Annotated in this window: 14 protein-coding genes; all 14 read left to right on the top strand. The window is 36.0% G+C overall.

Annotated elements, in window-relative coordinates:
* Positions 1-9 precede the first annotated feature (9 nt).
* On the top strand, positions 10-753 hold the full coding sequence (gene rsmI / locus FNOD_RS06960; RefSeq protein WP_011994486.1) for a 16S rRNA (cytidine(1402)-2'-O)-methyltransferase: 744 nt from the start codon (positions 10-12) through the stop codon (positions 751-753).
* Complete coding sequence (locus FNOD_RS06965; protein ID WP_011994487.1) at positions 753-1301, top strand: RsmD family RNA methyltransferase; 549 nt, start codon at positions 753-755, stop codon at positions 1299-1301. Before rsmI ends, FNOD_RS06965 begins: the two co-directional genes overlap by 1 nt.
* Before the next feature lie 45 nt (positions 1302-1346).
* Positions 1347-1994 (top strand): DUF47 domain-containing protein, encoded by a 648-nt coding sequence (locus FNOD_RS06970; protein WP_011994488.1) that lies wholly within the window; start codon positions 1347-1349, stop codon positions 1992-1994.
* A gap of 8 nt (positions 1995-2002) precedes the next feature.
* Complete coding sequence (locus FNOD_RS06975; protein WP_238374576.1) at positions 2003-2956, top strand: esterase/lipase family protein; 954 nt, start codon at positions 2003-2005, stop codon at positions 2954-2956.
* A gap of 44 nt (positions 2957-3000) precedes the next feature.
* The gene (locus FNOD_RS06980) at positions 3001-3504 is read left to right on the top strand and encodes a DUF3242 domain-containing protein (protein ID WP_011994490.1); all 504 of its coding nucleotides are present in this window, start codon (positions 3001-3003) and stop codon (positions 3502-3504) included.
* Positions 3505-3547: 43 nt separating this feature from the next.
* A complete protein-coding gene (locus FNOD_RS06985; RefSeq protein ID WP_011994491.1) occupies positions 3548-4285 on the top strand; it encodes a ribonuclease HII in 738 nt (245 codons plus the stop codon).
* Positions 4272-4973: an FAD-dependent thymidylate synthase gene (gene thyX / locus FNOD_RS06990; RefSeq protein WP_011994492.1), complete on the top strand. Its 702-nt coding sequence runs from the start codon at positions 4272-4274 to the stop codon at positions 4971-4973. The genes FNOD_RS06985 and thyX overlap by 14 nt, the downstream gene beginning before the upstream one ends.
* Complete coding sequence (locus FNOD_RS06995; protein WP_011994493.1) at positions 4970-5326, top strand: hypothetical protein; 357 nt, start codon at positions 4970-4972, stop codon at positions 5324-5326. Before thyX ends, FNOD_RS06995 begins: the two co-directional genes overlap by 4 nt.
* Before the next feature lie 53 nt (positions 5327-5379).
* Positions 5380-6198: a bifunctional 5,10-methylenetetrahydrofolate dehydrogenase/5,10-methenyltetrahydrofolate cyclohydrolase gene (locus FNOD_RS07000; RefSeq protein WP_011994494.1), complete on the top strand. Its 819-nt coding sequence runs from the start codon at positions 5380-5382 to the stop codon at positions 6196-6198.
* Between the two features lie 14 nt (positions 6199-6212).
* Positions 6213-6602 (top strand): preprotein translocase subunit YajC, encoded by a 390-nt coding sequence (gene yajC, locus FNOD_RS07005; RefSeq protein WP_011994495.1) that lies wholly within the window; start codon positions 6213-6215, stop codon positions 6600-6602.
* Between the two features lie 21 nt (positions 6603-6623).
* On the top strand, positions 6624-8048 hold the full coding sequence (gene secD, locus FNOD_RS07010) for a protein translocase subunit SecD (RefSeq protein ID WP_011994496.1): 1425 nt from the start codon (positions 6624-6626) through the stop codon (positions 8046-8048).
* Positions 8048-8944, top strand: a complete 897-nt coding sequence (secF, locus tag FNOD_RS07015; RefSeq protein WP_011994497.1) for a protein translocase subunit SecF — start codon at positions 8048-8050, stop codon at positions 8942-8944. The genes secD and secF overlap by 1 nt, the downstream gene beginning before the upstream one ends.
* 146 nt (positions 8945-9090) lie before the next feature.
* Positions 9091-11040, top strand: a complete 1950-nt coding sequence (locus tag FNOD_RS07020; protein ID WP_011994498.1) for a sodium-translocating pyrophosphatase — start codon at positions 9091-9093, stop codon at positions 11038-11040.
* A complete protein-coding gene (locus tag FNOD_RS07025; protein ID WP_011994499.1) occupies positions 11041-12042 on the top strand; it encodes a 6-phosphofructokinase in 1002 nt (333 codons plus the stop codon). It begins immediately after the preceding gene.
* Positions 12043-12116: the final 74 nt, after the last annotated feature.

Raw genomic sequence — 12116 nt, forward strand, 5'->3', positions numbered from 1 at the left:
GTTGATTTTATGGTGAACAAAAGCGAAAATAACAAAGAATACGGAATGCTATACATTGTTGGAACACCTATTGGAAATTTGAAAGATATAACATTCAGAGCTTTAGAGGTTTTAAAAGATGTTGATATTGTAATTGCAGAAGACACCAGACGGACGAAGAGTCTTCTGCAATATTTTGGTATCGAAAAGTACATAGAATCGTTTAACGAACACAACTCTTACAAAAAGATAGATAAGATAATAGAAATTATAAAGTCAGGGAAGAAAGTGGCTCAGGTTTCCGATGCAGGAATGCCCGTTATTTCCGATCCAGGTTACAACCTTGTCAAAAGATGTCACGAAAAAGGTATAAAGGTAGAAGTTATACCAGGACCGAGTGCCTTAACAAGTGCGGTAGCTGTAAGTGGGTTCAGAGGAACTCACTTTTATTTTATAGGGTTTATGCCAAAAGATAAAAATAGAAGAAGGTTGTTAAGGAAATTAGAGCAAGTAAGAAATTTAGGATTAATAGAATCTTTTGTCTTCTTCGAAAGCCCGGAAAGACTTTTAAAAACACTTGAAGATATAAAAAGTATACTCGGCAGTTGCGAAGTATTTATAGCAAGAGAACTAACGAAATTTTACGAAGAACACTATTTTGGGACAATTGAAGGAGCTTTAGAAAAATTCAAAAATGTTAAGGGAGAACTAACAGTCATTGTTAAGTTAAATTCCAACGAAGGAAATGAAGAAAGTGATGATGGTGATAAATAATGCTTAGGATTGAGAGTGGGGAATTAAAAGGGAAGTTAATAAAAACAGTCCCAGATCCACGAACTCGTTATACATCAGCTATACTAAGGAGAAGTTTAGTCAACATAGTCGAATTTGAAGGTAAGATTTGCGCGGATGTTTGCTGTGGAAGTGGTTCTGTTGGATTTGAAATGCTCAGCAACGGAGCAAAAGAAGTTGTTTTTGTCGACGTTTCAAATAAGGCTATTTCGACCGTTAAAGAAAATGCTAAAAACCTTGGCTTGGATGACAAGATAAAAATATACAAAGAAGATGTTAGGAGATTTTTGGAAAGTTACGGAAACGTTTTTGATATAATATACTCAGACCCTCCTTATGAACTTGGCTTGGTTAATGATATTGTTCAAAGAGTACACAACGTGATGCATGAAACTTCCATTTTCATCCTTCAATGTTCAAAGAGAGAGATACCAGATGAAAATATCTTAAAATTCATTAGAGTATTTAAAATAAAAGAATACGGAGATTCTTTTCTCGTTTTTTTGAGAAAATGTGATATAATTAAATAGAAATTAGAAAAATTTAATACTTAAATGTTAATTGAGGTGGTATGTGTGCCTTTCTCATTTGCAAAGAAAGAAAGGGAAGTAATAGAAAAATTAATACAGCTTTCCAGAAAAACCATTGAAGCGACAATGGCTTTAAAAGATTTTTTCACGTGCTATTTTTCCCCAGAATGTGAAAGACAGAGAGAAGTATTTTTATTAATCAAAACAATTGAGCACGAAGCCGATGAGATAAGAAGGTTTATAATATCAGAATCCTACAAAGGATTATTTTTACCCGATATGAGGGAAGTAATTCATTCTTTGAGTGAGAGCATAGATAAAATAATCAACAAATGTGAATCGGTAAGTAAAATAATCGATTATCAGCAACCTAATGTGCCAGAAAACATAAAAGATAAAATTCTTAGTCAGCTTGAATGTGCTGTAAATGCTTCTAAATCATTCTATAAATCTGTTGAAGAATTGTTTAATGACATTGATAAGGTCAATGCTTATATACTTGAAGTTGAAAAATACGAGCATGACGAAGATATGATTGAGGAAGTTGCACTAAAGGAAATTTTCTCTTTAGATTTACAACTTGCTGAGAAAATGCAACTTAAAGAATTAATAATAAACATAGGTGATATTGTCGATAGAACGGAAGATGCTTCAGATATACTGGAGGTATTGTTATTAAAACTAGCTTATTAAGTTTACTCTTGGTTTTGGTTACCATTTCACTATCATTTCCAGCGCAGTATTATGTGTATTATAACAACGGAATACCTGTTTATAGAACTATAAAAGAAATAAAACCTTTCTTTGAATATACAAAAGTCTCGGAAGTTTATTGGGAAAGACCTGTGCCAGAAATAGTTAAAATAAGAGATGGAGAACTTTCAGTTGTTCTCATTCACGGAATTGACCCTATGGAAGTTAACGGTAGTTGGACTTTATACAAAGAATATTTTGTAAATACATGGAATAGTTTATTGCCTAAAAATTGTGGTCTTTACATATTTATATATCCAACGCTTGATGTGCCACTTGAAGAAACGGCAAAAATTTTAGTCGATGAAATAATCAAATTGAATAAAAAAGTAAATATATATGCTCACAGTATGGGTGGAATTCTTCTGAGATATGTGCTTCAAAATGAAGAATTTAGGGAATTTGTGAACAAAATCATCTTCGCTGGAACACCTCATCTTGGAACACCGCTTGCTAATTTTGTAGTTTTGGACAAGAGCGTTTTGAAGTTTCATCCAAAATGGGACATAATAAAGACCGTAATTTTAATGGCTAATACTGCGTGGGTTTTTATTGATGCGCCAAATTATAAATACCTGACATTTGGATTTGAAAAACCTGAAATTCCAGAAAATATCAATTTTATGAATTTTGCAGCCAAAATAAACGCAAACACAAGTAGCATAGTTAAAAATTTAATAAATACTGATTTTTTTTCATCTATTGCGTTGCAAATTCTCGAAAGTACTATAAAGATAATTTATCCAAAAGATTCCGATTTTACTCAAAATGATGGGATGGTACCACTATTCAGCGCGACATACTATGGTAATGAAAAGGTATTTGAAGGATTTGACCACGCAGACTTAGCCATTAGCGAGACAATTGTTAAGGAAGCGATAAAATACTTTTTTGGAGAATAAAAATTATGTAAAACAAACAAGAAAGTATTAGAGGTGAGTTTAAGATGATTCAAAAATATAGATTAAATAGTTTTACGTACATTGTATTGGTTTTTGTATTAACTTTACTATTTTTCTCATGTTCGGTGCCTTTTATTCCTGAAGTACCTCCTTCAAGCTACTCCCAAGAGGCTGCAATAAATGTTTTGAGTAACAAGTATTACTTAATCGATAGTGGATACATAGAAGGTTTTGGTGATATTTACCTCGGTGAAGGTAGATATGCTATATTTGACGGAGTTGATGGAATATTCATGGTCTTCAAATACGACGATGAAGAACACGCAAAAGAAAGTTGGAATAAAATCACAAAGAAATACAACAATCCTTTCAAGTTAAAGTATTTCAAGGTAAATATGGGTGATTATGGCGTTTTTACTTTGAGGCTAGAAAATACCGATTTGTATGTTTGGTACAAGGATAATTGGTTGATAGTTATTTCTGGAGATAAAATCGATAATTTTGTGAAGGATGTCAACGAGATTTATAAGACTATAAAAGCTCGATAAGAATTGATTTTTTATCAAAAAACAACATTAGGGGTTAAGTATTATGAGTACAAAAGGGACAATTGACTATTCCATTATAGGTGTTGACGAAGCTGGCAGGGGCCCAATTTTTGGTCCGGTAGTTGCGGCTGCTGTTTTTTTTGATGAGGGTATATACATAGAAGGGATAACGGACAGCAAAAAACTTAGTGAATCCAAAAGAGAAGAGCTGTATGAAAAAATATCTTTTAGCGCAAAGTTTGGAATCGGAATAGCCACACCAGACGAAATAGATGTATACAATATACTTCATGCGACTGAATTAGCGATGAATAGAGCGCTGGAAATACTTTCTTATTATATCAAGATAGATGAAGGAAAAAATATTTATGTTGATGGAAAGGATTTGAGACTGAATTTTCCTTCTAAGTGTATTGTAAAAGGTGATGAAAAAGTTTATCAAATATCGGCTGCATCAATTTTGGCAAAAGTGACACGGGATAGGATAATGAAAAAGTTTGATAAAGAATTTCCAGAATATAATCTATCAAAACACAAAGGATATGCTACTTCTGAGCATATTGAATTACTAAAAAAGTATGGTCCCACTCCGTATCATCGTTTAACCTTTGATCCAGTATTTCAATTGGTAACTCCTTCTTTGTTAGATAAATGGTTAACTGAAAACATGATTACTTTAGAAAGATACATTATTTTAATAAAATCAATGGAGGTGGACTTGTTTGGCAATAGACGAGACGTCAGGAAAAAGAGCAGAAAGACAAAATATGGAAAATATTGATTTTTCAAAATTTGAGAAGAATATACTCGATAAGGGTTTCGTTAGATTAGTTGACATGATGGGTGATGATTATGCGGCGGTAAAAGCGGCACGTGTTTCTTATGGTCAAGGACTTAAAACACCGGAACGTGATAAAGCACTTATTATATACCTTATGGAACATGGTCACGAAACACCATTTGAGCACATTGTCTTTACATTCCACGCAAAAGCCCCACTCTTTGTCGCAAGACAATGGTTTAGACACAGGATAGGTTCATTCAATGAAATAAGCCAAAGATATACAGAGATAAAAGACGAAGAATTCTATATCCCTTCCAATGTTCGTGTAAACGTACCAGAAGATAGACAAAAAGCAGTTCAATTAAACGACGAAGAACTTTTGCGCAAAGTTATTGATATGATGGAAAATGTATTTGATGAAAGCTATAAAATTTACAAAGAGTTGATAGGCTTAGGTGTAGCACGTGAACTTGCAAGAATAGTCTTGCCATTAGCAACATATACACAATTTTATTGGACGGTAAACGCAAGAAGTTTAATGAACTTTTTGAACTTGAGAGCAGATTCACATGCTCAATGGGAAATTCAACAATACGCTATAGCAATAGCCGATATATTTAAAGAAACTTGTCCATGGACATACGAAGCATTTATAAAATACGGCTATAGAGGTGATTTATTGTGAAACTTAGTGAGTTACTCAAAATAGTTGAAGGTGAAATAGTGGTCAATAGTGGTGTAAATCCTGAAGAAATAGAGATAGAAAAAGTTGCAGCATCTGATTTAATGAGTGATGTTCTTGCGCTTTCTGAACCCGGGTCTTTACTGGTAACAGGTTTAGCAACTCCACAGTGTGTTAGAACAGCTGGAGTTGTTGGGATTCCTGTAGTTTTAATTGTTAGAAACAGGGATATAATGCCTGAGACAAAAGCAGCTGCCGAAATGTCTGGAGTGGTTCTTTGTGTCACGAAGAAAGGTATGTACGAAGTATGTGGAATACTTTATAACACTGGACTGAAACCCGTTTATGCACAATAATTTAATTATAAGTTAGTTAATATTTTTAGAAGTAAGTGAGGGGAAGTGTTTTTATGTTTATCAATATAGAACCTTTGTATTCTTCAATGGTTGAAAATATAAAAGAACGTGTATCTAAACTTTCTAAACCTCCAAAGTTGGTTGCAGTTACTTGTCAACCTGATTCTTCAACATTGGCGTACTTAAGAAGCCAAGAAAAACAAGCAAAAAGATTTGGAATTGATTTTGCGGTGTATGAAGCACCAAAAGCGATGGATTTGAAAATTCTTTTACCAAAACTCTCAGCAGATGGTTCCGTAAACGGAATATTTTTGACGCACCCGTTACCATCTGATATTTCTGAGTACGAGGCAGTTTCTTTAATATCACCGGATAAAGATATTGAAGGACGCCATCCAATTAACCTTGGTAACATTTTGTATGACAAACCAGTATTCCCTCCATGTACAGCGGAGGCGGTTTTAAGGATAATAAATTACCTCACAAATCCATCGGGTAAAAAGATAGCGGTAATTGGTCGAAGTGTCACGGTTGGAAAACCTCTTGCTATGCTTCTTCTTCAAAAAGGTATAGATGCAACAGTTACAATTTGTCACTCAAGAACAAAAGATATTGCTGAGATTACCAAAAATTCGGATATTGTAGTTGTTGCTATAGGAAAAGCGAAGATGTTTGGAAAAGATTACTTCAAACCTGGTACAATAGTTATAGATGTTGGAATCAACGTTGAAGGGGATGAGATTGTTGGAGATGTTGATCCATCTGTTTCTGAAATTTGCGAATTAACACCGGTTCCAGGCGGAGTTGGTCGTATTACAACTCTTGTATTAATGGAACACACTGTGAAAGCGGCAGAAATGTCGTTAAAATAAAAGGAGGTATTGTTATGAGGATGATTTTTGCAGGCGCACCTGATGCAGGTGCGACGACAGGAACAACAGCTACTTCAACAAGTGGAGCAGGAGCATTGATGCAAATGCTCATAATGCTTCTTATATTCTTTGCAATGATGTATTTCTTGGTTATTTTACCTCAAAGAAGAAGAGAAAAAGAATTTAAGCAAATGGTTGAATCCCTTAAAAGAGGAGACACAATTATAACAACTGGTGGAATTGTTGGAAAGATAATTGATATCAAAAAGGACACAATAAAAGTTAAGAGTGCAAACTCAACTGAGCTCGAAATTCACAAAGCTTACATTGCAAAGGTTATTAAGGAGAAAGAAGAGGTAAAGGAAGAAGAAAACGATAATTCCAAGGAGAATTCTAAAGAATAAACATCAAGGGAGGGTATTACTATGCGAAGTGACCGTGTAAGACTCATAATTTCATTAGCACTACTGGTCGCAGCCGTTGTGGCATTGTTATTACCAGGGGGAAGACAAGCAACAGGTATTGCTAAGCTTTTCAGTAGAATCAAACTCGGTTTGGACCTCAGCGGTGGTGTAAGGCTTGAGTACAGAGTTGATATTGAAAAAGGTGTAGAAAATCCAAGTGCTGTAGTTGACGATGTGTGGACAGTTCTCAGAAATAGGCTTGACTCGGCTGGATATACGGAAGCAGTAGTAAAGAAAAGTTTCAGGGAAAATAATTCATTTATCATAGTTGAAATTCCTGATGCAACTGACACATCATTTGCTGAAAAATTGGTTGGTTCAACCGGTCTTTTGTGGTTTGGTCAGGCAATCGACGAAAGAGATTACGATCCAACTACTAATCCTGATGATGTGAACCTTGCTACTAGGGAAGGAGCACAATGGTATTCAGATAAAGACGGAAAAAAATGGTACTTAATAAAGAAAGAAATCAATAACAGAAAAGATCTTGTCCTTTCTGGTCCAAGAATTTCCGAAGCAGTTCCTACTGTTGACCAAAAAGGTGTTGCAAATTATGTTGTATCGTTCACCTTGGCAAGAGAATACGTTGAAGTATTTAAAAATATAACAAAAGAGCTTTATGTACCAGAACAAGTCCTCAATAGTGGTACGACACAATATCAAATGGCTTTAAAGAAGAGACTCGCAATAGTACTTGATGACAAAGTTCAATTTGTAGGATTTGTTGTAAGCCCAATAGAAGATGGTAAAGGACAGATTAGAGGTAATTTCACATTTGACGAAGCTAAAGAGCTTGCAGCGATTTTGAGAAGTGGGGCACTACCTGCAAGACTTGAGAAAACTTCTGCAAGCCTCGTTTCACCACTTCTTGGTAAAGATGTACTTAAACAATCTTTAAACGCAGGTCTAATTGGCGCGGTGTTAGTAATTATTTACATGCTTGCTTTCTATGGTGTTATGAGCTTTGTTGCAGTTATAGGTATATTCTACGCACTTGCACTAATATTCGGTTTCTTGGCCGGTACGGGCGCAATATTAACATTACCAGGTATCGCAGGTATAATCTTTACAATAGGTACACTTGTTGATGGAAATATAATTATTTACGAAAGGATAAAAGAAGAAATCAGAGGTGGAAAAACACCAAAAGCAGCTATAGAAGTTGCATTTTCAAGATCTTTCTGGACACTCTTTGACGCAAACCTAACGACTATAATCGCAGCTCTCTTCCTTTACTACTTTGGTACGGGAACAATAAAAGGCTTTGCTATAACAACAATCGTTGGTATCTTCTCAGCAATGTTCATGAATTTGGTATTCAGCAAATTCTTACTTGACGCAATGGCTGGAGCAATTAGAGTGAGAAAGACAGGGGGTGCACAGTAATGAAAATCGATTTTGTTGGTAAACGATACTTCTTTATGGCATTATCAGCTGTCCTTATAATTGTTTCAATAATAAGTTTTTTCACCAAGGGATTTAATCTTGGTTTAGAATTTATCGGTGGAAGCGAAATAGTTGTTAAAGCATCAAAAGATATGACTGTCGCAGACGTAAGACAAAAGATTTCCTCACTTGGTCAAGAATTTACAAATGCAAGGATACTTGAAGTTCATGCATTGGGTCAAGAAACAGATAAAACATTTTCAATAGTTGTTGCCCCAAAAGACGAAAAAGGACAATTGAGAGTTTACACAGCGGACGAAAAAGCGGAGATTTCGAAAAAGATAGAAAACTTACTTAATGCAAAAGTTGCGTCTTTCAATGAAATTAGTGGTGATGCAGCGAATGAAATAAAAAATCTTACATGGAAGGCTATAGTATTTACTCTACTTGGTATACTTGTTTACGTTGCTCTTAGATTCAAATTTTCATTTGGTGTTGGTGCAATATTAGCACTCATACACGATGTTATAATAACAATGGGATTTTATTCTATATTCGGGATTGAAATGAACATCGCAGCTATTGCAGCGTTACTAACCCTTGTCGGTTACTCTGTTAATGACACTATTATCGTATTCGATAGAATAAGAGAATTTGGAAAGAAATTCAGAGGTAAAGACATAGCGACAATTGTAAACGATAGTATAAATTCTGTCTTAGTAAGAACTATAAACACATCGTTAACAACCTTCTTTACGGTTTTAATGCTCTTGCTATTTTCAACAGGTGGAATCAAATCGTTTGCTTTTGGAATGACTATAGGTGTTGTTGTAGGTACATACTCGTCAATATTCATAGCATCCCCAGTAGTAATTAAGTGGGTCAAATCGGTATAATTATGATAAAAATTGTCTTAAAATAAGAATTATAGTTATGGAACACAAATCGGGGATCCACATCCCCGGTTTTTTATAAAAGTAAAAGAGACTTGTGCAGTCTATAAATTCAGTTAAAAATTAATATTTAAAAGGAGGTTGGGATTTTGATACTACTATTTTCCTCGATAGCTATAGGTACTGTACTGATTATCTATCTAACGTTATCAGTACTTGACAAAAGTCCAGGAAACGAAAAAACAGAGAGGATTTCAAACATAATCCAAAAAGGTGCACGCTCGTTCTTGTTCCAGGAGTACACCGTATTTTTTCCAATAGTCATAGTTTTAGCTCTTTTATTTACATTCACTACAGGATATAAACAAGCGCTTTCGTTTATTATTGGTTCAGTTTTTTCGGTTTTAGCAGGCTTTTTTGGTATGATGATAGCTACTAAATCTAACGCGCGTACCGCATGGGGTGCGACAAAAGGTGTTGGTGAAGCATTAGATATAGCATTTTCTGGTGGAGCAGTTATGGGGCTAACCGTTTCCGTCTTAGGTCTTCTTGGTTTAAGCATAGTTTATCTAACATTTGGACTCCAAGCAGTCAGTTATTATTCACTTGGTGCATCATTTGTGGCTTTATTTGCGAGAGTTGGTGGAGGTATATACACAAAAGCAGCGGATGTTGGTGCGGATATCGTGGGAAAAGTTGAATCAAATTTACCAGAAGATGACCCAAGAAACCCTGCGGTTATAGCCGACAATGTCGGAGATAACGTTGGTGACGTTGCAGGAATGGGTGCGGACCTTTACGAATCTTACGTTGGTTCGATATTTTCAGGAATAGCACTTGGTTATATTTTATTTGGAGATAAAGGAATCTTAAACACACTTTACATAGTAGGTTTTGGTTTAATTGCATCGATACTTGCGATCATCTTAGTTAAGGTTCTTTCAAAAATGAATACAGAACCTGCCTTGGCATTGAGAAGTGGCACAATTGCGTCAAGTGTTGTGTTTTTAATATTTTCCTTGGCATATGCAATTATAGAGAAAAACTTAAATCTCTTCTGGGTAGTTCTCATCGGTAACATCGTCGGAGTAGCTATAGGCCTTATCACCGAATGGTACACTTCTGGAAAGAAAGTCGAAAAATTGGCGCACTCTGCTATGATGGGACCAGCGAACGTTATCATCAGCGGTACGGCCCTTGGAATGGAATCAACAGCGGTAATAACGATAATTATTGCTGTAGGAACGTTATTAGCTTACAAAATTGCAGGGCTTTATGGCATAGCCATGGCAGGCGTTGGTATGTTGGCAACACTTGCTATGAACCTTTCCGTTGATGCGTACGGTCCTATAGCGGATAACGCAGGTGGAGTTGCGGAAATGTCAGGTTTAGATAAAAGTGTCAGAGCAATTACTGATAAATTAGATGCTCTTGGAAACACAACCGCGGCAATGGGTAAAGGTTTTGCGATAGGTTCAGCGGCCCTCACAGCTATAGCATTATTTGCGAATTTTGGTTCAACTGCTCACGTTCAAGAAATAAATCTTCAAGATCCTAAAATGTTCATTGGAGCACTTATTGGTGCGATGCTGACATTCTTCTTCTCAGCACTTACAATGAACGCTGTTGGTGATGCGGCAAACGATATGGTTGAAGAAATCAGAAGACAAATAAAAGAGATACCGGGCATACTTTCTGGTACGAGCGAGCCAGATTATCAAAGTTGTATAAAAATAGCAACGAAAGGTGCCTTGAAACGAATGGTACTTCCGGCAATCTTAGCCATTCTCGCACCAATTATTCTTATGGTAGGTCTTGGGGTTCAAGCAGTCGCAGGTTTACTTATCGGTTCAACAGTGACAGGTGTCGCACTTGCGATATTCATGGCGAATTCAGGAGGAGCATGGGACAATGCCAAGAAATATGTTGAAGAAGGGCACCTAGGTGGTAAAGGCTCGTTTACACACAAAGCAACTGTTGTTGGTGACACAGTTGGTGACCCTTACAAAGACACAGCTGGTCCGTCTCTCAATATTCTTATTAAATTAATGGCAATAACATCGATAGTATTTTACTCAATAGTGGGGAGGTGGCTATAAATGAGGAGAATAGGTATACTCTCAGTAGGTAACGACTGTCCAGGTTTAAATGCTGCGATAAGGTCAGTTGTAGTAAATGCAATTGAAAAAGAGATAGAGGTAATGGGAATAAAAGATGGTTTTGAAGGGTTACTTAAAGATAAAGTGGATATACTAGTTAGAGACGACGTTTCTGGTATACTCCACAGAGGTGGAACGATACTTGGGACTTCGCTATTTATCCCAGAAAAAGACGAAGATTTAGTAACTATAAAAAACAAAACAACTCAATATGGCATATCAGGATACATTATTTTTGGAGGAAGAAACGCGGTTAAAAGTGCTTTGAACTTGCAAAAGTACGGAATACCAAGCATAATAGTTCCAGCAACGATAGACAATGATTTATCGTTTACCGACTTCTCAATAGGTTTCATCACAGCACTTGAGCATGTGACTCAAGCACTTGATATTATCCACTCAACAGCTGAATCACACCACCGTGTAATGATAGTAAAGACAATGGGAGCACCGGGTGGATGGCTTGCGACATTTGGAGGACTCGCAGGTGGAGCCGATTTTGTTGTAACAAGTTCTGATGCTGTAGATCCAAAAGAACTTGTCACAACAATTCAACACAGATACGAAAGCGGAAAAAGATTCTCGATCGTAGTTGTTGAAGATGGAGTAAAACTACCAGATGAAATATTAGATGAATGCAAATGCTCATATGAAACAGACCCAGCTGAAGTTATAGGACTTTACATAGAAAGAAAATTAAACATCGAATGGCGTTACACAAACCTTGGCTATATCCAAAGGGGAGGCGTGCCAGCTGCAATTGATAGAATTATTGCAACGCAGATGAGTGCTCGTGCTGTCGAACTAGTAAAAATGGGTAAATTCTACCATGCGGTTGGAGTTAAAGGATTCATAGTTACAGAAGTACCTTACAGCGAAACAATGCTTAACGTGAGACCTGTAGATTACTACATTAAGCAATTGGCGAAAATTTTCTACTGATGGTAATGTTAAAATAACAAACGAAAAAAAGCAGCCCTACAAGATGGTGGGCTGCTTTTTTATTAAAAATATTT

Origin of the sequence: Fervidobacterium nodosum Rt17-B1, assembly GCF_000017545.1 — a bacterium.
Taxonomy (GTDB): domain Bacteria; phylum Thermotogota; class Thermotogae; order Thermotogales; family Fervidobacteriaceae; genus Fervidobacterium; species Fervidobacterium nodosum.

Excerpts from the sequence above, each read along its gene's own strand:
- rsmI (WP_011994486.1), top strand. The coding sequence starts at position 10 with ATGGTGAACAAAAGCGAAAATAACAAAGAATACGGAATGCTATACATT.
- FNOD_RS06965 (WP_011994487.1), top strand. The coding sequence starts at position 753 with ATGCTTAGGATTGAGAGTGGGGAATTAAAAGGGAAGTTAATAAAAACA.
- FNOD_RS06980 (WP_011994490.1), top strand. The coding sequence starts at position 3,001 with ATGATTCAAAAATATAGATTAAATAGTTTTACGTACATTGTATTGGTT.
- FNOD_RS06985 (WP_011994491.1), top strand. The coding sequence starts at position 3,548 with ATGAGTACAAAAGGGACAATTGACTATTCCATTATAGGTGTTGACGAA.
- thyX (WP_011994492.1), top strand. The coding sequence starts at position 4,272 with ATGGAAAATATTGATTTTTCAAAATTTGAGAAGAATATACTCGATAAG.
- FNOD_RS07000 (WP_011994494.1), top strand. The coding sequence starts at position 5,380 with ATGTTTATCAATATAGAACCTTTGTATTCTTCAATGGTTGAAAATATA.
- yajC (WP_011994495.1), top strand. The coding sequence starts at position 6,213 with ATGAGGATGATTTTTGCAGGCGCACCTGATGCAGGTGCGACGACAGGA.
- secD (WP_011994496.1), top strand. The coding sequence starts at position 6,624 with ATGCGAAGTGACCGTGTAAGACTCATAATTTCATTAGCACTACTGGTC.
- secF (WP_011994497.1), top strand. The coding sequence starts at position 8,048 with ATGAAAATCGATTTTGTTGGTAAACGATACTTCTTTATGGCATTATCA.
- FNOD_RS07025 (WP_011994499.1), top strand. The coding sequence starts at position 11,041 with ATGAGGAGAATAGGTATACTCTCAGTAGGTAACGACTGTCCAGGTTTA.